Raw genomic sequence first — 22,551 nt, forward strand, 5'->3', positions numbered from 1 at the left:
GATGGCGGCTGCGCTTTATCCGGCCGACAAAGACAAACGCACCAGTGGCGTAGGCCCGATAAGCGTAGCGCTATCGGGCAATAATCCGTTAAACCAGTGCGTCCTTATCAATGCCCAGGCGCTTCATGCGCGAGAGTAACGTTGTGCGTTTCAACCCCAGTCTTTGTGCCGCGCCTTTAGGACCGGCGACAACGCCATTGGTTTCTTTCAGAACGCGCATTATCAACTGGTATTCATCTTCGCCATCCTGCGCAACTTCGGTGGCCACCGGCGGCGTAGACGGCGCCATAGCGATTACATCCGGCAGGGACAGTTGCAGCACGTTGCCCCGGGTGAGCAGAACCGCGCGTTCTACGACGTTTTCCAGTTCGCGCACGTTACCCGGCCATTCCATGCTGCTCAGCGTACGCAGTGCTTCGGCGGGAATGCTGTCGATATTGCGCCCCATCCGGCGGGCAATTTTGAAGGTGAAGGCTTTCACCAGCAGCGGAATATCTTCCGGGCGCTCGCGCAGCGGTGGCAGATGGATCGGGAAGACGTTCAGTCGATAGTAGAGATCGTTACGAAACTCGCGATCGGCGACCATCTGTTTCAGATCGCGGTTAGTGGCAGCGATCAAGCGAACGTCGGTCTGGATCAGTTTATTGCTGCCCAGACGTTCAAACTCCTGCTCCTGCAGAACGCGCAGCAACTTGGGCTGAAGCTCCAGCGGCATGTCGCCAACTTCATCGAGAAATAACGAACTTTTGTCCGCCAGTTCAAAGCGTCCAATCCGCTGCGTGCTGGCCCCGGTAAATGCGCCACGCTCATGGCCAAACAGATCGCTTTCCAGCAATCCGGCAGGCATTGCCGCGCAGTTCATTTTCACCATCCGACGGGCGTTACGTCCGCTCAGGTTGTGAATTGCTCGTGCAATCAGCTCCTTACCCGTCCCGGTTTCACCAAGAATCAGGACAGTGCTGTCGCTTTGCGCCACCATTTCGACCTGTTTGAGTACGCTGTACATCGCTTCGCTGCGGCCAATGATTTCTCCGAACTCACTTTCCACGTTGTTGAGTTGTTCAGTCAGCGCCAGGTTTTCATCGACCAGCCGCTCCTTCAGGCGGTGGATCTCCTGGTAGGCGAGGGCGTTATCCACGGCGATCGCCACGCGTTCTGCGATTTGGCGCAGCAGTTTGAGATTGGCGGTGGTGAATACTTTCTCTTCACATTGCGCCAGCTTAAGTACGCCGAGCATATTATTGCCGGACATCAGCGGCAGCAGGCACAGAGTCTGTAGCTGGTTGCCCCAGGTTTCGAACAACATTCTTTCGTAAGGGGCCAGGGTATCGCGTTCGCTCAGGTTAATCAGCAGCATCTCTTTACTTTTGAAGACCCGTTCAGAGAGCGTACCGGCTTCGTCCACTTCACTTTGTTCGTGTGCCGGATGATGTTCATCCAGATAGTGAGTGGAATAAATGCTGAGCTTGTTTTTGCGATCGCTGCGTAACACGATGCTGATGGCATCAATGTCGAAGTAGTGATGGATCTCTTTGGCGACTTCGCTGACCAGCTCATCAATATCCAGGCGGGAGAGCACAGCATTGGTGATGGCGACCAGGATGCGAAAGTTATCACGCTCACGGCACAGGAGATCGTAATCGACATTGTTGCTGACCCGGCTTTGAATTTGTTCAGCAACGACGCCGACTATTTGAGTGAAGGTCTGCAGCCGGTTGTACTCTTTTTCACTCCACGGTTGGTCTTCGTTACGGATAAATTCGCAACCGCCAAAGATTCGCCCATCTGCTGCCAGCGGTAGCAGGCAGTAGTGACCAAATTTAGAATACAGCCCGCCAGAGGCCAGCTGTGGCCAGGTTTCGCTAAACTCGTGATAGTTGCAGTGCAGCGCATCGGGGCGAGACAAAATACGGCGTACCGGGCCATGCGCCAGCACCGTTTCGTCTTCATAATCGATGGGGTTACCATTTTCACGCGTCGCAAAATAACGCGCACGCTGCGTTTGTGCCTGCCATAAGACAATAGCCGCGCAGTCGGCCAGCGCTGAACGCTTGACCAGTTGCGAAAGCGCCTCGCTGAGAGACGGCAGGTCGGGCTGCTGTAATAATGTACGAGTAATATCGAACAGGCCTTGCTGTCCGAGGTCACTCATCGGTGTATACGACATATTGCTTTTCCAGGAAAAGCACCGCAGAACGGTGCGAAAACGGTAAATGAATTATAGGTATAAGTCGTAAATTATTGCCGGACTGGTCCAGCTACACGAACCGTAGACCCGATCGGCAAAACGCCATCAGGTGATAATGCAGCGTTAAGGCCGGATGTCGACGCAAATGCGTCTTACCCGGCCTACAGCTTGCTGCCAACCGGCTGTTAGCATATACGAGGTAATGGTTCGGCGTGTGGTAAATCGAGAGTGCGTTTCACGCCGTAGAGTCCGGCAAGACGCACACCTTTTCGTTCTACCACTTCACCAATCATTGCGGCATCGCGTCCTAACGGATGTGCGTGCAGCGCGGCAAGCACCGTTTCAGCAGCCTGACGCTCAACGGCAATCACCAGCTTGCCTTCGTTAGCAAAGTTAAGCGCATCCAGACCCAGCAGTTCGCAAACGCCACGCACCGCGGGCTTCACGGGCAGGGCCGCTTCAGACAGCTCAATACCAAACCCGCATGAGGCGGCAAATTCATGCGTTACCGCATTTACGCCGCCACGGGTCGCGTCACGCAGCGCCTTCACGCCGGGAATATCACGCAGCGTCTGGATAAGAGGTGTCAATACCGCGCAGTCGCTGACCAGTTCGCCATCAAGACCCAGCTGTTCGCGCAGGTTAAGGATAGTTGCGCCGTGATCGCCAAGCGTACCGCTGACCAGCAGCACATCGCCTGGGCCGAGGGTCTGTGCGCCCCAGTGAATGTTGGCGGGGATCGCCCCCATTCCGGCCGTGTTGATGAACAGCTTGTCTGCAGCGCCGCGCTGCACGACTTTGGTATCGCCGGTCACGATGGCGATGCCTGCTTCACGCGCGGTCGCCGCCATACTGTTGACGACGGTTTTCAACGTCTCCATCGGCAAACCCTCTTCGAGGATAAAACCGCAGGAGAGGTAGCGAGGGATCGCGCCGCTGACCGCCACGTCGTTAGCCGTACCGCAGATGGCCAGCTTGCCGATATTGCCACCCGGGAAGAACAACGGATCGATAACATAGCTGTCGGTTGAAAACGCCAGACGATCGCCTTCTGCAACCAGTTGCGCCAGGTCCAGACGGGCCTGATCTTCTTGTTCCGCCAGCCACGGATTAGCAAAAGCCTCCATAAACAGACTGTTGATCAACTGCTGCATAGCCTGACCGCCGCTACCGTGGGCGAGTTGTACGCTGTTCATGCTTCACACTCCTGCTGACGATACTGATACCAGGCGGCACATGCGCCTTCTGAGGAGACCATCAGGGCACCAAACGCGGTCTCCGGGTTACAGGTTTTGCCAAATAGCGGGCACTGATGCGGTTTGCATCTGCCGGTCAATACCTCGCCGCAACGCGCGCGCGGATCGTCATACACCTGCTGCGGCGCTGGCTGGAAATGCGCTTCGGCATCAAAGCGCTGATAGTCTGGCGTCAGGTGAACGCCAGAGGATTCAATGACGCCCAGACCGCGCCATTCGCTATCGCCATTGACGCAGAACACTTCGGCGATGGCCTGTTGCGCTAACAGGTTACCGACGTCCGGCACCACGCGGCGATACTGGTTTTCGACCTGGCTATGCGCGGCAATCTTCTGTTCAATCAACATCACCACGCCCTGCAGCAGATCGAGCGGTTCGAAACCGGCGACCACCAACGGACGATGGAAATCTGAAGCAATGAAATTATAGGCATCGGTGCCAATCACCATGCTGACATGGCCCGGCGCTAAGAAGGCGTCGATGCCGTTGTCCGGCTGTTCCAGCAGGCTGCGCAGCGTAGGGATAAGCGTGATGTGCTGGCAGAAAAAGTAAAAGTTCTGCACGTCACGCTGTTTTGCCTGCTGAAGGGTGATGGCGGTGGTTGGCATTGTGGTTTCAAAACCCAGGCCAAAGAACACAACCTTACGCGTTGGGTTTTCCTGCGCCAGCTTCAGCGCATCCATCGGTGAATAGACGATGCGGATATCCGCGCCGCGCGCTTTGGCTTGTAGCAAAGAACCTTGTTTACCCGGAACGCGCATCGCATCGCCAAAGGTGCAAAAAATCACTTCCGGATGGCTGGCGATTTCCACACAGCTGTCGATTCTGCCCATCGGCAGAACGCAAACCGGGCAGCCCGGGCCATGAATAAACTCGACGTTGTCAGGCAACAATTGGTCGAGACCGAACTTGAAGATAGCGTGGGTATGACCACCACACACTTCCATGATGCGCAGCGGACGTTCAGCAGTGTAGGGGAGGTGTGCGGCACGTTCACACAGGTGCTCTATCAACTGCATCACCTGTTCTGGTGCGCGGTATTCGTCAACAAAACGCATTATTTTTCCTCGCCATACAACAACGCGCCGACATCCGGCTCAACGTCAAACATGTTTTGCAGCGCGTCGAGCGTGTCGCGCGCTTCAGCTTCATTAATGATGCTCATGGCAAAGCCGACGTGGACCAGTACCCACTGGCCCAGACGGGGTTGACCGTGTTCATCGCAGCTTCCGACCAGCGTCAGGTCGACGTCGCGCTGAATACCGCAAACGTCGACTTTGGCCTGGTTGCCATCAATGGTGCGGATTTGACCCGGAACACCTATGCACATCGCTGCGTCTCCAGCCAGGAGAGCCATTGGTCCATGCCTTCGCCACTGGTGGCGGAAATCAGGATAATCTCAATTTCCGGGTTCACTTCCCGGGCGCTGGCGATGCACTTTTCTACGTCAAAATTGAGGTACGGCAGTAGGTCTACTTTGTTGAGCAGCATCAGCGACGCGGCGGCAAACATATGCGGGTATTTCAGCGGCTTGTCTTCGCCTTCGGTGACGGAAAGCACCGCCACTTTATGGCGTTCGCCGAGATCGAAGCTAGCCGGGCAAACCAGGTTCCCGACGTTTTCAATGAACAGGATGCCGTTGTCTTCAAGCGGCAAACGTGGCGCGGCGTCAGCAATCATTTGTGCGTCAAGGTGGCAACCTTTACCGGTGTTGACCTGGATGGCGGGCGTACCTGTGGCGCGAATACGGGCGGCATCGTTAACCGTCTGCTGGTCGCCTTCAATGACGGCGCAAGGCACGCTGTCTTTGAGCTTCATCAGCGTTTCGGTCAGCAGCGTGGTTTTACCGGAGCCTGGGCTTGAGACAAGGTTTAATACCAGATGTTGACGGGCAGCAAAGCGTGCGCGGTTGCGCTCGGCCAGACGGTTGTTTTTATCCAGCACGTCAATTTCCACTTCCAGCATCCGGCGCTGACTCATGCCTGGTGCGTGGGTGCCTGCTTCACCGTGACCGTAATGCAAATCGCCTTCTTCAGTCTGGCTCGGTGTGAAACTGGAGGTCTTCACCCCGGTAATATTCAGCGCCGGACGAGCCGCTGGGGCAAATGGCGCGCTGCGAAACGCCGAGTGGGGATTATGCTCATCACCCTCTATATAAAGGTTGCCTTCAGCGCAACCACATGTCGTACACATCGCTCACTCCTGATTTATTACTTGCGATACTTCAGTTGCCGGATGATGACGCTTAGGCGTCGGCATCCGACGCTGGAGTTTCATCTATTTCAATACGTCGAATCTGTAAGCCGTCATCGGCCACAATTCTCAGCATATCGCTGTTGCATTGCGGACATCTGCGCACGCGTTGCGTCAGTAAGGTGACGTATTGCTGACAAGATTCGCACCAACATTCGGCTTCTTGTTCTTCGAGGTGGAGTTTACAACCTTCTGCAAGGGTCCCGCGGCATACCAGATCAAAACAAAAGGCGAGAGCGCTGGTTTCTACGCAAGAAAATGCGCCAATTTTGAGCCAGACCCCAGTTACTCGCTGTGCACCGTATTGCGTGGCCTGTTGTTCAATCAATTCCAGTGCCCGTTGGCATAGGGTTATTTCGTGCATACCGCCTCCTATGAAGTTGCCGTATTAAAAGCAATAAACATGCCAGCTTGAATTTTTTCGATCGTGACAATGACGACGATGACGAAATGACATGTCGTCACCGCTCTTTGATTTTTTATCTATATGAAAATTAAAGCTTTTAATTTTGGCATGAAATGTGCTTAAAGCTGTTCATCTCTGCTAAACGGGTAACCTGACATGACTATTTGGGAAATAAGCGAAAAAGCCGATTACATCGCTGAACGGCATCGTCGCCTACAGGACCAGTGGCGTATTTACTGCAACTCGCTGGTTCAGGGGATCACCCTGTCAAAAGCGCGTTTGCATCATGCAATGAGCTGCGCACCGGACAAGGATCTCTGCTTCGTCCTTTTTGAACACTTCACTATCTACGTCACGCTGGCGGACGGCTTTAACAGCCACACCATCGAGTACTACGTTGAAACGAAAGACGGTGATGATAAGCAACTGATTGCACAGGCTGAGTTGACCATCGACGGTAAGGTTGATGAGCGTATCAGCAACCGCGATCGCGAGCAGGTGCTGGAGCACTATCTCGAAAAAATCGCCACCGTCTACGACAGCCTCTATACCGCGGTTGAAAACAATATGCCGGTGAATTTAAGCCAGCTGATTGAGGGACATAGCCCGGCTTAAGCCTTGGGTGTGCCCACTTTTGTCATGATGCGCTTTCATACTGCGTCACGACGTTTAGGGAATGGGCATGTCGAAAAATGTCGAAATGACATTTTCCAGACATGTTTTCGTCAAAAATGACTATCACCTGAGGAATGCCTGGTGAATCGTTTTGTAATTGCTGACTCCACTCTTTGCATCGGCTGCCACACCTGTGAAGCCGCCTGCTCAGAGACACATCGCCAGCATGGCCTGCAGTCAATGCCGCGCCTGAAAGTGATGTTAAATGAAAAAGAATCCGCCCCGCAGCTTTGCCACCATTGCGAAGATGCGCCTTGCGCCACCGTTTGTCCGGTTAATGCGATTAATCGCGTTGATGGTGCCGTGCAGCTGAATGAAAGCCTGTGTGTAAGCTGCAAACTGTGCGGGATCGCCTGTCCGTTTGGCGCGATTGAGTTTTCCGGTAGCCGTCCGCTGCATATCCCGGCAAACGCCAATACGCCAAAAGCGCCTCCGGCTCCGCCAGCGCCTGCCCGCGTGAGCACGTTGCTGGACTGGGTTCCGGGTATTCGTGCCATCGCGGTGAAATGCGATCTGTGCAGTTTTGACGAGCTTGGTCCGGCCTGCGTACGCATGTGCCCGACCAAAGCCCTGCACCTGGTGAGTAACGTGGATATTGCCCGCGCCAGCAAACGTAAGCGTGAGCTGACTTTCAATACCGACTTCGGCGATCTCACCTTGTTTCAGCAGGCTCAGAGTGGGGATGCAAAATGAGCGCAATTTCACTGATTAACAGCGGCGTAGCCTGGTTTACGGCGGCTGCGGTTCTGGCATTTCTGTTTTCATTTCACAAACCGCTGAGCGGCTGGATTGCCGGGGTTGGCGGTGCGGTTGGCAGCCTGTGTACGGCGGCTGCGGGTTTCACCGTACTGACTAATGCGCTGGCTTTAAGCGGTGTGATGCCGTTTATTGGTCACAGTGTGCAAATTACCCCGTTGAACGCTATCTGGCTGATTACGCTGGGCCTGTGCGGCCTGTTTGTCAGCCTGTACAACATTGACTGGCATCGTCATCCGCAGGTAAAAGCCAACGGGCTGCTGGTGAATCTGCTGATGGCCGCGGCGGTATGTGCGGTGGTTGCCAGCAACCTCGGAACGCTGGTGGTGATGGCGGAAATCATGGCGCTGTGTGCCGTGTTCCTCACCGGCTGCAGCAAAGAGGGCAAACTGTGGTTTGCGCTGGGCCGTGTCGGCACGCTGCTGCTGGCTATTGCCTGCTACCTGGTGTGGCAACGCTACGGCACCCTGGAGCTGCGCCTGCTTGACCTGCGCGCACAGGAGCTGCCGCTCGGGTCTGATATCTGGCTGCTGGGCGTGGCGGGTTTTGGCCTGCTGGCCGGGATTATTCCGCTGCACGGATGGGTACCACAGGCACACGCCAACGCCAGCGCACCGGCTGCGGCGCTGTTCTCTACCGTCGTCATGAAAGTGGGTCTGCTGGGTATTCTCTCCCTGTCGCTGCTGGGCGGTAATGCGCCGCTGTGGTGGGGCATCACGCTGCTGGTGCTGGGAATGATCACCGCGTTTGTCGGCGGTCTGTATGCGCTGATGGAACACAACATTCAGCGTCTGCTGGCATATCACACGCTGGAAAACACCGGCATTATTCTGCTGGGTCTGGGCGCTGGCGTAACCGGAATTTCCCTGAATCAACCTGCACTGATTGCGCTGGGTTTGACCGGCGGTCTGTACCACCTGGTAAACCACAGCCTGTTCAAAAGCGTTCTGTTCCTGGGCGCAGGCAGCATCTGGTTCCGTACCGGTCATCGTGATATCGAAAAACTGGGCGGTATCGGTAAACGTATGCCGGTTATCTCTCTGGCGATGCTGGTTGGCCTGATGGCGATGGCCGCACTGCCGCCGCTGAACGGTTTTGCCGGTGAGTGGGTTATCTACCAGTCCTTCTTTAAGCTTGGCAACAGCGGCGCGTTTGTCGGTCGTCTTTTAGGACCGTTGCTGGCGGTGGGACTGGCGATTACCGGCGCGCTGGCGGTGATGTGTATGGCGAAAGTCTATGGCGTTACGTTCCTTGGCGCACCGCGCACGAAGGAAGCTGAAAATGCCTGCTGCGCGCCAATCCTGATGGGCGTTAGCGTAGTCGCGTTGGCTATCTGCTGCGTGATTGGGGGCGTTGCTGCGCCGTGGCTGCTGCCGATGATCTCCGCTGCCGTTCCGCTGCCGCTGGAAACCGCGAACACCACCGTTTCTCAGCCAATGATCACGCTGCTGCTGATCGCATGTCCGCTGCTGCCGTTCATCATCATGGCGATTTTCAAAGGCAACCGTCTGCCGTCGCGTTCACGCGGTGCGGCATGGGTGTGTGGTTACGATCACGAGCAGTCAATGGTCATTACCGCACACGGTTTTGCCATGCCGGTGAAAGAAGCCTTTGCGCCGGTACTCAAACTGCGCAAATGGCTGAATCCGGTATCACTGGTTCCGGGCTGGCAGAATGCGGCTGCACCGGTGCTGTTCCGTCGCCTGGCGCTGATTGAGCTGGCGGTACTGGTGGTGATTGTGGTTTCACGAGGAGCCTGAGAATGAGTGTTTTATATCCGTTAATTCAGGCGCTGGTGCTGTTTGCCGTTGCGCCGCTGCTGTCCGGTATTACCCGCGTGGCACGTGCGCGTTTGCACAATCGCCGCGGTCCGGGCGTTTTGCAGGAATACCGCGACATTATCAAACTGCTGGGCCGTCAGAGCATTGCGCCTGCGGACTCCAGTTGGGTTTTCCGCCTGACGCCGTTTGTGATGGTGGGGGTGATGCTGACTATCGCCACCGCGTTGCCGGTAGTGACCGTTGGCTCACCGCTGCCGCAACTGGGCGATCTGATCACCTTAATTTACCTGTTCGCCATCGCCCGCTTCTTCTTCTCTATCGCGGGCCTGGATACCGGTAGCCCGTTTACCGCTATTGGCGCCAGCCGCGAAGCGATGCTCGGCGTGCTGGTTGAACCTATCCTGCTGCTGGGTCTGTGGGTTGCGGCGCAGGTTGCTGGCTCAACGCATATCAGCAATATCGCCGATACCATTTATCACTGGCCAGCTGCACGCAGCATTCCGTTGATTCTGGCGCTGTGCGCCTGTGCTTTCGCCACCTTTATCGAAATGGGCAAACTGCCGTTCGATCTGGCAGAGGCAGAGCAGGAGCTGCAGGAAGGTCCATTGACCGAATACAGCGGCAGCGGTTTTGCGGTGCTGAAATGGGGCATTAGCCTTAAGCAACTGGTCGTTCTGCAAATGTTCGTTGGCGTGTTCCTGCCGTGGGGACAGATGGAAACCTTCACCTTGGGTGGGCTGCTGCTGGCGCTGGTGATTGCCGTCGTCAAACTGGTTCTCGGCGTGCTGGTCATCGCCCTGTTCGAAAACAGCATGGCGCGTCTGCGTTTTTGCGCCACTTCACGCGTGACCTGGGCCGGTTTTGGGTTTGCGTTTTTAGCGTTCGTCTCCTTGCTGGTGGCGTGATTTAAGAGAGTTTGAGCATGTCTGAAGAAAAATTAGGTCAACAATATCTCGCGGCGCTGCACCAGGCCTTCCCGGGCGTCGTGCTGGATGAAGCCTGGCAGACCAAAGATCAGCTGACGATCACCGTCAAGGTGAACTACCTGCCGGAAGTGGTGGAGTTCCTGTACTACAAACAGGGCGGCTGGTTGTCCGTGCTGTTTGGTAACGACGAACGTCAGCTGTGCGGTCATTATGCCGTTTACTACGTGCTGTCGATGGAGCAGGGAACCAAGTGCTGGATTACCGTGCGCGTTGAAGTCGATGCCAATAAGCTGGAGTTCCCGTCCGTCACGCCGCGCGTGCCTGCTGCGGTCTGGGGCGAGCGCGAAGTGCGCGATATGTACGGTTTGATCCCGGTTGGTTTGCCCGATGAGCGTCGTCTGGTACTGCCGGATGACTGGCCGGACGAACTCTACCCGCTGCGTAAAGACAGCATGGATTATCGCCAGCGCCCCGCGCCGACTACCGATGCTGAAACCTACGAGTTCATCAACGAACTGGGAGACAAGAAAAATAATGTAGTGCCGATTGGCCCACTGCACGTCACCTCTGATGAACCCGGTCACTTCCGTCTGTTTGTTGACGGCGAGAACATCATCGACGCCGACTACCGTCTGTTCTATGTCCACCGCGGCATGGAGAAGCTGGCGGAAACCCGCATGGGTTACAACGAAGTGACCTTCTTGTCCGACCGCGTGTGCGGCATTTGCGGCTTTGCGCACAGCACCGCCTATACCACCTCCGTCGAGAACGCGATGGGCATCGTCGTGCCGGAACGTGCGCAGATGATCCGCGCCATTCTGCTGGAAGTTGAACGCCTGCACTCGCACCTGCTGAACCTCGGCCTGGCCTGTCACTTTACCGGTTTTGACTCCGGCTTTATGCAGTTCTTCCGCGTGCGTGAAACCTCCATGAAGATGGCGGAGATCCTCACCGGGGCACGTAAAACTTACGGTCTGAACCTGATCGGCGGTATTCGTCGTGATCTGCTGAAAGAGGATATGATCCAGACCCGTCAACTGGCGCAGCAGATGCGTCGTGACGTGCAGGAACTGGTCGATATGCTGCTCAGCACGCCGAACATGGAACAGCGTACCGTAGGTATTGGCCGTCTGGATCCGGAGATTGCCCGTGACTTCAGTAACGTCGGCCCGATGGTACGCGCCAGCGGCCATGCGCGTGACACCCGCGCCGATCACCCGTTTGTGGGCTATGGTCTGCTGCCGATGGAAGTTCACAGTGAGCAGGGTTGCGACGTTATTTCTCGTCTGAAAGTCCGTATCAATGAAGTCTACACCGCACTGAATATGATCGACTTTGGTCTGGACAACCTGCCAGGCGGCCCGCTGGCTGTGGAAGGCTTTACCTATATTCCACACCGCTTTGCGCTGGGCTTTGCTGAAGCGCCGCGCGGGGATGACATCCACTGGAGCATGACTGGCGACAACCAGAAACTGTATCGCTGGCGCTGTCGCGCGGCGACTTACGCCAACTGGCCGACGCTGCGCTACATGCTGCGTGGCAACACCGTTTCCGATGCCCCGCTGATTATCGGTAGCCTCGATCCTTGCTACTCCTGTACCGACCGTATGACCGTGGTCGATGTGCGTAAGAAGAAGAGCAAAGTCGTGCCGTACAAAGAACTTGAGCGCTACAGCATCGAGCGTAAAAACTCGCCGCTGAAATAAGGAATCGCCATGTTTACCTTTATCAAAAAAGTCATCAAAACCGGGGCGCCGACGTCGTCGTATCCGCTGGAGCCGATTGCGGTCGATAAAAACTTCCGTGGCAAACCGGAACACAATCCGCAGCAGTGCATTGGCTGTGCGGCCTGTGTGAATGCGTGCCCGTCGAACGCGCTGACGGTAGAAACCGATCTGGTCACCCATGAGCTGGCGTGGCAGTTCAACCTCGGCCGTTGCATCTTCTGCGCCCGCTGCGAAGAAGTCTGCCCGACTGCGGCAATTAAGCTGTCGCAGGAGTATGAACTGGCGGTGTGGAAGAAAGAGGATTTCCTGCAGCAGTCCCGCTTTGCGCTGTGTAATTGTCGCGTATGTAACCGCCCGTTTGCGGTACAAAAAGAGATCGATTACGCCATTGCGCTGCTTAAGCACAACGGTGACAGCCGTGCGGAAAACCACCGTGAAAGCTTTGAGACCTGCCCGGATTGTAAGCGCCAGAAATGCCTGGTGCCGTCTGACCGTATTGAACTGACTCGCCATATGAAAGAGGCCAGCTGATGAGCAATTTATTAGGCCCACGTGACGCCAACGGTATTCCGGTACCGATGACGGTGGATGAATCCATTGCCAGCATGAAAGCGTCGCTGCTTAAAAGCATCAAGCGTTCAGCGTACGTTTACCGTGTGGACTGCGGCGGCTGCAACGGCTGTGAAATCGAAATCTTCGCTACGCTTTCTCCGCTGTTTGATGCCGAACGTTTTGGTATCAAAGTTGTACCATCACCGCGCCATGCGGATATCCTGCTGTTTACCGGCGCGGTAACGCGTGCCATGCGCTCTCCGGCGCTGCGCGCCTGGCAGTCTGCGCCAGATCCGAAAATTTGTATCTCTTACGGTGCCTGCGGTAACAGCGGCGGTATCTTCCACGACTTATACTGCGTATGGGGCGGCACGGATAAAATCGTACCGGTGGATGTGTATATTCCTGGCTGTCCGCCAACGCCTGCGGCTACGCTGTACGGTTTTGCAATGGCGCTGGGTCTGCTGGAACAAAAAATTCACGCGCGTGCGCCAGGTGAACTGGACGAACAACCGGCTGAAATTCTGCATCCGGACATGGTTCAACCGCTGCGCGTGAAGGTGGATCGTGAAGCACGCCGTCTGGCGGGCTACCGTTACGGTCGCCAGATTGCTGATGACTATATGACGCAGTTAGGGCAGGGCGAGCATCAGGTGGCGCGCTGGCTGGAAGCGGAAAACGATCCGCGTCTGACCGAGATCGTCACGCATCTTAATCATGTTGTCGAAGAGGCGCGTATCCGATGAGTGAAACGGTGGTGTTCAGTCAACTGAGCCGTAAGTTTATTGATGAGAACGATGCAACGCCCGCTGAGGCGCAGCAGGTTGTCTATTACAGCCTGGCGATTGGTCACCACCTTGGGATCATCGATTGCCTGGAAGCGGCGTTAACCTGTCCGTGGGATGAATATCTGGCGTGGATTGCCACGCTTGCCGAAGGCAGTGAAGCCCGCCGGAAAATGGAAGGCGTGCCGAAGTACGGCGAGATCGTCATCGATTTCAACCATGTGCAGATGCTGGCGCGCGCGTTCGATGATGCGCGTGCCGTGCAGACCCCGCAGCAGCAGGAGTGGAGCAAGCTGATGCTTAGCATGCTTCACGATATCCACCAGGAAAGCGCCATCTATCTGATGGTGAGGAGACATCGTGACTGACGTTTTATTATGTGTGGGTAACAGCATGATGGGCGATGACGGCGCGGGGCCGCTGTTGGCCGAAATGTGTGCTGCAAATCCTCAAGGTCAATGGGTTGTCATCGACGGCGGAAGCGCGCCGGAAAACGACATCGTCGCCATCCGCGAGTTGCGCCCGCAGCGTCTGTTGATTGTGGATGCCACCGATATGGGGCTAAATCCTGGTGAAATCCGCATTATCGATCCTGATGATATTGCCGAGATGTTCATGATGACCACCCACAACATGCCGCTGAACTACCTGGTCGATCAGCTGAAAGACGACGTTGGCGAGGTGATTTTCCTTGGCATTCAGCCGGATATTGTCGGTTTTTACTACCCGATGACACAGCCGATTAAAGATGCGGTAGATACCGTTTATCAGCGATTAGCCGGGTGGGAAGGACACGGTGGGTTCGCTGAATTAGAGGCACCGGAAGCCTGAGCCAGAGGGCACTGAATACCGGATGGTGTGTCGCATTACCACCATCCGAATAACGTCGACACCCTCGAAACAGACTATTCACCTGCTTGTTCAATAATTAATTTCCCCTGCGTAACCGATACTTTTACCGACGTGCCCGTTGGGAACCCCGCCTGTTCCAGCCAGTCTCCGTTCATCGTGAGTGAAGCATGGCGGCTTATACGTCGTGTAAAACCAGTCTTGCGATCTTCATGCCGTACTCTGACATAGCTGACTTTAAAATGACGTAATGGCTTGTTGATAACCGCTTCGGCATTACCATTTTTACCAGACATAAACACTCCCTTGTTACAAATAAAGAGATGGAAAACTACTGAATAAAATGCCAGTAAAAAGGCGGGAGGGCAAACCCGAAACTGGAAGGCAGATCCAGAAAATAGAATGCAAATAATGAAAGGATGAGAAGTTGATAATAGCTGGGGGGGAATATTCTCTTCTTTTACTAATACGGGAGTTATATTATATTTCGGCGTTGTTCAGGGAGGTTATATACTCGAATTATTTAGAATTTGAATATATGGGAAATTAATATACAGGAGTTATTTATGCGTTCAGGTATACGTTTGGTAAATTTAATTATTATTTCCTCTCTTCTTAGCGGGTGCGAGACGGCGGCTGACGCGTTCTTCTCTGCGGGAGACCGATTATTTCAACCGGGGGAGTCATCAACTGCGTCAATGCCAACCTTGTCCGTCGCTGATTTTGTCGCGCCCTATACCTTAAATCCTGTTAAAGCCAATAAGGACTATCTTGGTGAATGGGTGAAGCTGCGGGGCGTGGTCATTGATATTCGTAAGGTTAATGGTATTTCCAATGCTTATTCTTATCTTGTCAGCCTGAAAGACGAAAATAATAAAACGAACAACGTGATTCAGTTCCAGTTTGGCTCCCATAATAGTACGAATGTTGAGTCATTACAGATTGGCCGGAGCGCGACAATTATTGGTCAGGTCCACGCGTTGGGCGAAGCGCCTTTGCCGCTGCTGCAAAATCCTAAAGTTGTGCAATAAAAATGATAACAGACAGCGGGTATATATATTCTGAATAATACGTGTTGCCGGATGGCGGCGTCATCCGTCATCCGGCAACATTGTTATTCCAGATCGGTCCCGTTGCTCGCAATCACTTTCTTATACCACCAGAACGATTTTTTGCGTTTACGCGCTAACGTGCCGTTGCCCGCGTCATCGCGGTCCACATACACAAAACCGTAGCGTTTGCTCATCTCACCGGTTGAGGCTGAAACCAGATCGATACAGCCCCAGGTGGTGTAGCCCAACAGCGGCACGCCATCCTCAATAGCATCTGCCATAGCGCGAATGTGCTCGCGTAAATAGCTAATGCGATAGTCGTCATTGATTTCGCCGTTAGCATCGATCTCATCTTTCGCCCCCAGCCCGTTTTCCACCAGAAACAACGGCTTCTGGTAGCGGTCATACATCATATTCATGGTGATGCGCAGGCCGAGCGGATCGATACCCCAGCCCCATTCGCTGGCGGCAATGTACGGATTACGCAGCGACTTCACCACGTTAGCGGCGCTGGTATTGCCAGTATTCATTTCAGCGGAGGCGCAGCGCGATGCGTAATAGCTAAACGAGACGAAATCGACGGTGTTTTTCAGGATATCGTCATCTCCCGCCGCTTTTTCTATCACCACGCCTTTTTCGCGAAACACACGGGCAGAGTAAGCGGGGTAAGCCCCGCGCGCCTGCACATCAATAAAGAACAGGTTTTCGCGGTCTTTTTCCAGCGCGGTCCACACATCTTCCGGTTTACAGGAATAAGGATAAAAATTACCGCCCGCCAGCATACAGCCGACCTGGTTTTGCGGATTAATTTCATGGGCAATTTTAGTTGCCAGGGCGCTGGCAATCAGTTCGTGGTGGGCGGACTGATATTTCACCTGATCCTGATTTTCACCTTCTTCAAACACCAGTCCGGCGCCAGAAAAAGGGCTGTGCAGCATAATGTTGATTTCGTTGAACGTTAGCCAGTACTTCACCAGACCGTCAAAGGCCTCGAAGCAGGTACGGGCATAGCGGGTAAAGAACTCTACCATTTTGCGGTTACGCCAGGAGCCATACTCGCTGACCAGATGCATCGGCACATCGAAGTGACACAGCGTAACTAACGGCTCAATACCGTATTTTTTACACTCGGCAAACACGGCCCGGTAAAACGCGATACCCTCTTCATTAGGCGTCAGCTCGTCGCCGTTGGGGTAGAGACGGCTCCAGGCAATGGAAGTACGAAAAACCGTAAACCCCATTTCCGCCATCAGCGCGATATCTTCTTTATAGCGATGATAAAAGTCGATTGCCTGATGGCTGGGATAAAATTCGTCATCCCGCAGCGTAAAGCGTTTTTCCTGACCCAGTTTGACGGCCATGCGGTTTGTGCCGTGGGGGATCATATCGACGGTGGTCAGCCCTTTGCCGCCTTCCCGGTATGCCCCTTCTGACTGGTTGGCGGCCAGTGCGCCGCCCCATAAAAATCCTTGCGGAAAAACAGACATAGTTAACCTCAGTTCATACCAGTCAAATGCTGGCTCTATTGATATTGCCTGGTTGCGCGGCCTGGTTTTTTCTGGCCTGCGCGGCTGCATCTTCGACAGGAATGTCTTCAAAGCCGAGGAGCAGTGTTAATACAAAGGAAAGCACGACCGCCAGCGCCATCACGCCAAACACCCAAACGATGGTCATCGGATTGGCTGGATCGAAAAACTGTACGCTGGTGAACAAGCCTGGAGCCGCCATGGAGTGGCTCGCCAGTCCGGCCATTCCGGCAACGGCACCGCAGATAAAGCCGCTGATAAGACTCGCAATCAGTGGGCGTTTCAGGCGGATCGCCACGCCATACAGCGCGGGTTCGGAAATGCCTGCCATGATGGCCGAGGCGGCTGCCGCTAACGCCGTCTGACGCAGTTCCGGGTTTTTGGTTTTCCATGCCACTGCCAGCGATGAACCGCCCAGCGACAAATTGGCGCCAATTTCTGACGGCATCACCATGCCTTCTTTTCCGGTTTCGGCAATGGTCTGAATAATGGTTGGCGTGAAGACGCGGTGCATACCGGTCATCACCAGCAGCGGCCACAATGCGCCCATAATGGCCACCGACAGCCAGCCGAGATAGCCGTGAATGGTATAAACCAGCGCTGAAATTGCACTACCGATCCAGATACCGATCGGGCCAATGATGACGATGGCGAGTGGGGCGGCGATCAGCACGATTAGCATCGGTTTAAGGAAGTTTTTGGTTACCGCCGGAGTGATGCGATCGACCCAGCGTTCGATGTAGGACAGACACCAGGTCATGACCAGCGCCGGGATCACCGTGTAGGTGTATTTCACCGCCGTCACCGGGATCAGGGCAAACTCAACGTGCTCACCCTGCGCGGCCTTCGCCATCAGTTCGATGAAGCTGGGATGCACCAGTACGCCAGCGATGGCGATTGCCAGCGACATGTTGGTTTTGAATTTTATGGCTGCTGAGGCGGCGACCATCAGTGGCAGGAAGAAGAAGGCACCGTCGCCGATTACGGTCAGAATAGTGAGCGTGGACGATCCTTTCACCAGCACGCCGGTCATTTCGAGGATCATTGCCAGCAGCTTGAGCATTGATCCGCCGATAATAGCCGGGATCAACGGGGACATTGTGCCGATCAGCGCGTCGAGGATCCCAGCGCCAATCCGCTTCAGCGTCAGCCGAGGTTTGGTTTGCGGCTCTGCAGGTTGCATATTGGCAGGCAACAGGCTGACTACCTCGCGATACGCCTGCGAAACGGTGTTGCCGATGATCACCTGGCACTGGTTATCGCTGCGCACCACGCCGAGCACGCCAGGGAGCGCCTTCAGCGTCGTGCTGTCGACCTGCGAGTCATCTTTGATAACGAAACGCAAACGGGTCATACAGTGGGTCACTGCTGTGATGTTGTCCACGCCTCCCAGAGCCGTCACAACCGAGCGCGCCAGCGCTGCATAATTTTTGGACATCGGATTTAATCCTGTTTTATCAGTAGAGTACGTTATGTTCTATCCGTTCACGTTGGTCGCTTTTCTGGGTTGATGAAACGCAGATAGGAAACCGGTTCCACAAAATCATGTTTAAATTACACGTAATGGGCAAGGTTTAATTTTGATCGTTTTTTATAATTGTGACTCCGATCACCAGATGTCAGCGTTTGCAATTGAGCAGCAAGGACAGCGGCGAAACGGTGCAGTACACTGCGTCACATTGAGAGAAAAGGGATGAGTAATATGACCACGATGCTGGAGGTGGCGAAGCGTGCCGGGGTGTCAAAAGCGACGGTTTCCCGGGTGCTTTCCGGGAATGGTTATGTCAGCCAGGAAACCAAAGACCGCGTGTTTCAGGCCATTGAAGAGAGTGGTTACCGCCCTAACTTGCTGGCACGCAGTCTGGCAGCGAAAACTACGCAGACGCTGGGTCTGGTGGTAACTAACACCCTTTATCACGGCGTCTATTTCAGCGAACTGCTGTTTCATACCGCGCGGATGGCGGAAGATAAGGGACGCCAGTTGTTGCTGGCTGACGGTAAGCACAGCGCAGAGGAAGAGCGTCAGGCGATCCAGTACCTGCTCGACCTGCGCTGTGACGCGATTATGATCTATCCGCGTTTTCTTAGCGTGGATGAGATAGACGATATCATCGACGCCCACGCCCAGCCGATTATGGTGCTTAATCGGCGGCTGCGGAAAAATACCAGCCACTGCGTGTGGTGCGATCAAAAGCAAACCAGCTTTAACGCCGTTACTCAGCTCATTGCCGCCGGCCACAAAGAGATTGGTTTTATTACCGGCTCAATGGATTCGCCTACCGGCGTGGAGCGACTTTCAGGCTATAAAGACGCGCTGGCACATCATGGCATTCCGCTTAATAATGATTTGATTGTTAAAGGGAAATGGACGCCAGCCTGCGGCGCAGCGGGAGTCGATACTTTGCTTTCGCGTCAGGTCAATTTTACCGCGCTGGTGGCCAGCAATGATGATATGGCGATCGGTGCGATGAAGCAGTTGCACGCGCATGGCATGAGCGTCCCTGCTCAGGTGTCGGTGATTGGCTTCGACGATATCGCCATCGCGCCATACACTATTCCGGCGCTTTCCAGCGTCAAAATCCCGGTAACGGAAATGATCCAGGAAACGATAGGCCGCCTGATCTTTATGCTGGATGACGGGGCGTTTACGCCGCCAAAAACCTTCACCGGTGAACTCATTCAACGCGACTCTGTTGCGCCGCTCGTTTTGCGCTGACGGCTGTCATTTGTCATCGTCACTAGTGACGATGACACGGCTTCTCTGCATTCATCAAAATAAAAAACCTTTAATAACAGTTAATTAAATTCTGGCACGATTTATGAATGCTTCGGCAGATAATCTGTCATTGCTGGAGAAATTGATGAACCGTTTCATCATTGCAGACGCCAATAAATGCATTGGTTGCCGTACCTGTGAAGTGGCCTGCGTGGTATCCCATCAGGATAACCAGGACTGCGCATCGCTGACCCCTGAAACCTTTTTACCCCGCATTCACGTCATCAAAGGCGTTAATGTCTCCACGGCGACGCTGTGCCGCCAGTGTGAAGACGCGCCGTGCGCTAACGTCTGCCCGAACGGTGCAATCAGCCGTGATAAAGGCTTTGTCCACGTGATGCAGGAGCGCTGCATTGGGTGTAAAACCTGCGTTGTGGCTTGCCCTTATGGCGCAATGGAAGTGGTCGTGCGTCCGGTTGTTCGTAACAGCGGGGCAGGTCTGAACGTCCGGGCAGAAAAAGCCGAAGCCAATAAGTGCGACCTGTGCCACCATCGTGAGGCCGGCCCTGCCTGTATGGAAGTCTGCCCGACTCACGCGCTGATTTATGTGGATCGCAATAAGCTTGAGCAACTGAGCGCTGAAAAACGCCGTCGCGCGGCGCTGGATTCCACGGCATCTTTGCTGTTCTGATATCTGAAAATCCGCGTAAAATACGTGCCGGATAAGGCGAAGCCGCCATCCGGCAAACGGACATTTCAGGGATACAATACCGCGGGAATTCATCATGACAATAAACAACCACTCCGGCGTACAGCTGCGTATTCGCGGTAAGGTACAGGGCGTCGGATTTCGCCCCTACGTCTGGCAACTGGCGCAGCGGTTACAGCTACATGGCGATGTGTGTAACGACGGTGACGGTGTGGTTGTGCGTATACAGGAAGATCCGGCAGAGTTTATTGCGCAATTGCATCAACACTGCCCGCCGCTGGCGCGCATTGACAGCGTTGAGAGCGAACCGTTCGCCTGGACGCAGCCGCCTGCCGATTTCTCGATTCGGCAAAGTGCTGGCGGAACGATGAATACGCAAATCGTTCCGGATGCCGCGACCTGTCCAGAATGTCTGGTTGAAATGAACACCCCCGGTGAACGCCGCTATCGTTATCCCTTTATCAACTGCACCCACTGTGGCCCGCGGTTTACGATTATCCGCGCCATGCCCTACGATCGCCCGTTTACCGTGATGGCGTCATTCCCACTCTGTGCGCAATGCGATAAAGAGTATCGTGATCCGTACGACCGTCGCTTCCATGCCCAGCCCGTTGCCTGTCCGGCATGCGGTCCCCACCTCGAATGGTTTAGCGCGGGTGAGCGGGCGGAGAAAGAAGAGGCGTTGCAGGCGGCAGTATCGCGCCTAAAAGCGGGCGGTATTGTGGCCGTTAAAGGGATTGGTGGGTTTCATCTGGTGTGCGATGCACGAAATGATGACGCCGTAGCGCTGCTCAGGCTGCGCAAACACCGTCCGGCAAAACCTCTGGCAGTGATGCTGCCCGGTAATGACGGACTGCCTGAACCCGCTCGTCGTTTGCTGACAACCCCTGCCGCGCCGATCGTGTTGGTGCAGAAACGCTATGTCGCAGCATTGAGCGAGGGCATTGCGCCAGGGTTAACGGAAGTGGGCGTCATGCTGCCAGCGAATCCGTTGCAGCATTTGCTCTTACAAGAGATGAATTGTCCGTTGGTAATGACCTCCGGCAATCTCAGCGGCAGACCGCCCGCTATTACCAACGCGCAGGCGCTGGAAGATTTACACGAAATTGCCGATGGTTTCCTGCTGCATAACCGCGAAATTGTGCAGCGAATGGATGACTCTGTGGTGCGCGACAGTGGGGAGATGCTGCGTCGTTCACGGGGTTACGTGCCGGATGCGGTGGCGCTGCCGCCAGGATTTCACGACGTGCCGCCGATGCTTTGCCTGGGCGCAGATCTGAAAAATACCTTCTGCCTGGTGCGTGGTGAACAGGCGGTTATCAGCCAGCATTTGGGCGATCTCAGCGATGACGGCATTCAGCAGCAGTGGCGTGATGCGCTGCACCTTATCCAGAACATTTATGACTTTACGCCGCAGCGTATCGTGCATGATGCACACCCTGGTTATGTTTCCAGCCAGTGGGCCAGCGAAATGAATCTGCCAACCGAAACGGTGCTGCATCACCATGCGCATGCCGCTGCGTGTCTGGCCGAGCACGGCTGGTCGCTCGATGGTGGTGACGTGATTGCTCTGACGTTAGACGGTATCGGCATGGGGGAAAACGGCGCGCTGTGGGGGGGAGAGTGTTTGCGGGTCAACTATCGTGAATGCGAGCACCTTGGCGGCTTACCGGCGGTAGCGCTGGCGGGGGGCGATCTGGCGGCAAAACAGCCGTGGCGCAATTTGCTCGCGCAGTGCCTGCGCTTTGTTCCTGACTGGCAGCGCTACCCGGAAACATCGGTGCTGCAACATCAAAACTGGAACGTGCTGGCGCGCGCCATTGAGCGGGGGATTAACACACCGCTGGCGTCATCGTGCGGACGGCTGTTTGATGCCGTTGCCGCCGCGCTTCAATGTGCGCCGGAATCGCTGAGTTACGAAGGTGAGGCGGCCTGCGCGCTGGAGGCGATGGCATCGCAATGTGCTGGCGTTGAGCACCCTGTCACGGTGCCGCTTGATGGCAATCAGCTGGACTTAGCGGTTTTTTGGCAGCAATGGCTGACCTGGCAGGCCAAGCCTGCCGAAAGAGCGTGGGCGTTTCACGACGCGCTGGCGCGTGGGTTTGCTACCCTGATGCGTTTGCAGGCCGAAGAGCGGGGGATTAAGACGCTGGTATTCAGCGGAGGTGTGATGCATAACCGCTTATTGTCAGCCCGGCTGGCGTTTTATCTGCATGATTTTACCTTACTGTTCCCGCAGCGTTTACCGGCGGGCGACGGCGGGTTGTCGTTGGGGCAGGGCGTGATTGCCGCGGCGCGGGCGTTGGCGCAAAAATAAAAAAAGCCCCGGGACTGGCGGGGCAAGAACTACAGGTCGGGGCATACCGACAAGTGGCAACGCACATCCATGTGCGT

Annotated in this window: 22 protein-coding genes; 13 read left to right on the forward strand and 9 right to left on the reverse strand. The window is 55.1% G+C overall.

Going from position 1 to position 22,551, the window contains the following annotated elements; translation table 11 throughout:
• Nucleotides 1-88 precede the first annotated feature (88 nt).
• The 6 genes from flhA to hypA all read right to left on the reverse strand — a co-directional run bounded on the left by flhA (nt 89) and on the right by hypA (nt 6,061).
• Nucleotides 89-2,167, reverse strand: coding sequence for a formate hydrogenlyase transcriptional activator FlhA (flhA, locus tag HV350_RS05445; RefSeq protein WP_181629959.1), 2,079 nt, complete (start codon nt 2,165-2,167; stop codon nt 89-91).
• A 206-nt stretch (nt 2,168-2,373) separates the two neighbouring features.
• Nucleotides 2,374-3,384, reverse strand: a complete 1,011-nt coding sequence (gene hypE, locus HV350_RS05450) for a hydrogenase maturation carbamoyl dehydratase HypE (protein WP_181629961.1) — start codon at nt 3,382-3,384, stop codon at nt 2,374-2,376.
• Nucleotides 3,381-4,502, reverse strand: coding sequence for a hydrogenase formation protein HypD (gene hypD, locus HV350_RS05455; protein ID WP_181629963.1), 1,122 nt, complete (start codon nt 4,500-4,502; stop codon nt 3,381-3,383). The genes hypE and hypD overlap by 4 nt, the downstream gene beginning before the upstream one ends.
• Nucleotides 4,502-4,774 carry a hydrogenase 3 maturation protein HypC gene (gene hypC / locus HV350_RS05460; protein WP_003037411.1) on the reverse strand — a complete coding sequence of 91 codons (273 nt, stop codon included), beginning with the start codon at nt 4,772-4,774 and terminating at the stop codon, nt 4,502-4,504. The genes hypD and hypC overlap by 1 nt, the downstream gene beginning before the upstream one ends.
• Nucleotides 4,765-5,637 (reverse strand): hydrogenase nickel incorporation protein HypB, encoded by an 873-nt coding sequence (gene hypB, locus HV350_RS05465; RefSeq protein WP_016154192.1) that lies wholly within the window; start codon nt 5,635-5,637, stop codon nt 4,765-4,767. The genes hypC and hypB overlap by 10 nt, the downstream gene beginning before the upstream one ends.
• 52 nt (nt 5,638-5,689) lie before the next feature.
• A complete protein-coding gene (hypA, locus tag HV350_RS05470) occupies nt 5,690-6,061 on the reverse strand; it encodes a hydrogenase maturation nickel metallochaperone HypA (RefSeq protein WP_019077546.1) in 372 nt (123 codons plus the stop codon).
• Nucleotides 6,062-6,259: 198 nt separating this feature from the next.
• Here hypA and hycA point away from each other — a divergent pair, with 198 nt between their 5' ends.
• From hycA to hycI, 9 genes are all read left to right on the forward strand, one after another.
• Nucleotides 6,260-6,718, forward strand: a complete 459-nt coding sequence (gene hycA / locus HV350_RS05475) for a formate hydrogenlyase regulator HycA (protein WP_016154190.1) — start codon at nt 6,260-6,262, stop codon at nt 6,716-6,718.
• 141 nt (nt 6,719-6,859) lie between these two features.
• On the forward strand, nt 6,860-7,471 hold the full coding sequence (gene hycB / locus HV350_RS05480; protein ID WP_016154189.1) for a formate hydrogenlyase subunit HycB: 612 nt from the start codon (nt 6,860-6,862) through the stop codon (nt 7,469-7,471).
• Entirely contained in the window at nt 7,468-9,294 is a 1,827-nt protein-coding gene (hycC, locus tag HV350_RS05485) for a formate hydrogenlyase subunit 3 (RefSeq protein WP_181629964.1), read from the forward strand. The genes hycB and hycC overlap by 4 nt, the downstream gene beginning before the upstream one ends.
• A gap of 2 nt (nt 9,295-9,296) precedes the next feature.
• A complete protein-coding gene (locus HV350_RS05490) occupies nt 9,297-10,220 on the forward strand; it encodes a respiratory chain complex I subunit 1 family protein (RefSeq protein WP_016157320.1) in 924 nt (307 codons plus the stop codon).
• 17 nt (nt 10,221-10,237) lie between these two features.
• The gene (gene hycE / locus HV350_RS05495) at nt 10,238-11,947 is read left to right on the forward strand and encodes a formate hydrogenlyase subunit HycE (protein WP_016154186.1); all 1,710 of its coding nucleotides are present in this window, start codon (nt 10,238-10,240) and stop codon (nt 11,945-11,947) included.
• Between the two features lie 9 nt (nt 11,948-11,956).
• Nucleotides 11,957-12,499 carry a formate hydrogenlyase subunit HycF gene (gene hycF, locus HV350_RS05500; protein WP_016154185.1) on the forward strand — a complete coding sequence of 181 codons (543 nt, stop codon included), beginning with the start codon at nt 11,957-11,959 and terminating at the stop codon, nt 12,497-12,499.
• On the forward strand, nt 12,499-13,266 hold the full coding sequence (gene hycG / locus HV350_RS05505) for a formate hydrogenlyase subunit HycG (protein WP_003037388.1): 768 nt from the start codon (nt 12,499-12,501) through the stop codon (nt 13,264-13,266). The genes hycF and hycG overlap by 1 nt, the downstream gene beginning before the upstream one ends.
• Complete coding sequence (locus HV350_RS05510) at nt 13,263-13,673, forward strand: formate hydrogenlyase maturation HycH family protein (RefSeq protein WP_003037385.1); 411 nt, start codon at nt 13,263-13,265, stop codon at nt 13,671-13,673. The genes hycG and HV350_RS05510 overlap by 4 nt, the downstream gene beginning before the upstream one ends.
• Nucleotides 13,666-14,136 carry a hydrogenase maturation peptidase HycI gene (gene hycI / locus HV350_RS05515; protein WP_016154183.1) on the forward strand — a complete coding sequence of 157 codons (471 nt, stop codon included), beginning with the start codon at nt 13,666-13,668 and terminating at the stop codon, nt 14,134-14,136. Before HV350_RS05510 ends, hycI begins: the two co-directional genes overlap by 8 nt.
• Nucleotides 14,137-14,210: 74 nt before the next feature.
• On the opposite strand, the gene HV350_RS05520 is transcribed toward hycI, so the two are convergent.
• Nucleotides 14,211-14,450: a SymE family type I addiction module toxin gene (locus HV350_RS05520; RefSeq protein ID WP_016154182.1), complete on the reverse strand. Its 240-nt coding sequence runs from the start codon at nt 14,448-14,450 to the stop codon at nt 14,211-14,213.
• A gap of 270 nt (nt 14,451-14,720) precedes the next feature.
• Here HV350_RS05520 and HV350_RS05525 point away from each other — a divergent pair, with 270 nt between their 5' ends.
• The gene (locus HV350_RS05525) at nt 14,721-15,185 is read left to right on the forward strand and encodes an OB-fold putative lipoprotein (RefSeq protein WP_053389525.1); all 465 of its coding nucleotides are present in this window, start codon (nt 14,721-14,723) and stop codon (nt 15,183-15,185) included.
• Between the two features lie 83 nt (nt 15,186-15,268).
• Here the strand turns inward: HV350_RS05525 and HV350_RS05530 are convergent, their stop codons facing one another.
• A complete protein-coding gene (locus tag HV350_RS05530; protein WP_016154180.1) occupies nt 15,269-16,693 on the reverse strand; it encodes a 6-phospho-beta-glucosidase in 1,425 nt (474 codons plus the stop codon).
• A 22-nt stretch (nt 16,694-16,715) separates the two neighbouring features.
• Nucleotides 16,716-18,170, reverse strand: a complete 1,455-nt coding sequence (gene ascF, locus HV350_RS05535) for a PTS cellobiose/arbutin/salicin transporter subunit IIBC (protein ID WP_181629966.1) — start codon at nt 18,168-18,170, stop codon at nt 16,716-16,718.
• A gap of 264 nt (nt 18,171-18,434) precedes the next feature.
• Between ascF and HV350_RS05540 the strand changes: the two genes are divergently transcribed.
• From HV350_RS05540 to hypF, 3 genes are all read left to right on the forward strand, one after another.
• A complete protein-coding gene (locus tag HV350_RS05540) occupies nt 18,435-19,448 on the forward strand; it encodes a LacI family DNA-binding transcriptional regulator (RefSeq protein WP_181629968.1) in 1,014 nt (337 codons plus the stop codon).
• A 145-nt stretch (nt 19,449-19,593) separates the two neighbouring features.
• Nucleotides 19,594-20,139 (forward strand): electron transport protein HydN, encoded by a 546-nt coding sequence (gene hydN / locus HV350_RS05545; RefSeq protein WP_003037366.1) that lies wholly within the window; start codon nt 19,594-19,596, stop codon nt 20,137-20,139.
• Between the two features lie 94 nt (nt 20,140-20,233).
• Nucleotides 20,234-22,474 carry a carbamoyltransferase HypF gene (hypF, locus tag HV350_RS05550; protein WP_181629970.1) on the forward strand — a complete coding sequence of 747 codons (2,241 nt, stop codon included), beginning with the start codon at nt 20,234-20,236 and terminating at the stop codon, nt 22,472-22,474.
• The last annotated feature ends 77 nt before the right edge of the window (nt 22,475-22,551 follow it).

Source organism: Citrobacter sp. RHBSTW-01013 (genome assembly GCF_013781985.1).
Taxonomy (GTDB): Bacteria; Pseudomonadota; Gammaproteobacteria; order Enterobacterales; family Enterobacteriaceae; genus Citrobacter; species Citrobacter braakii.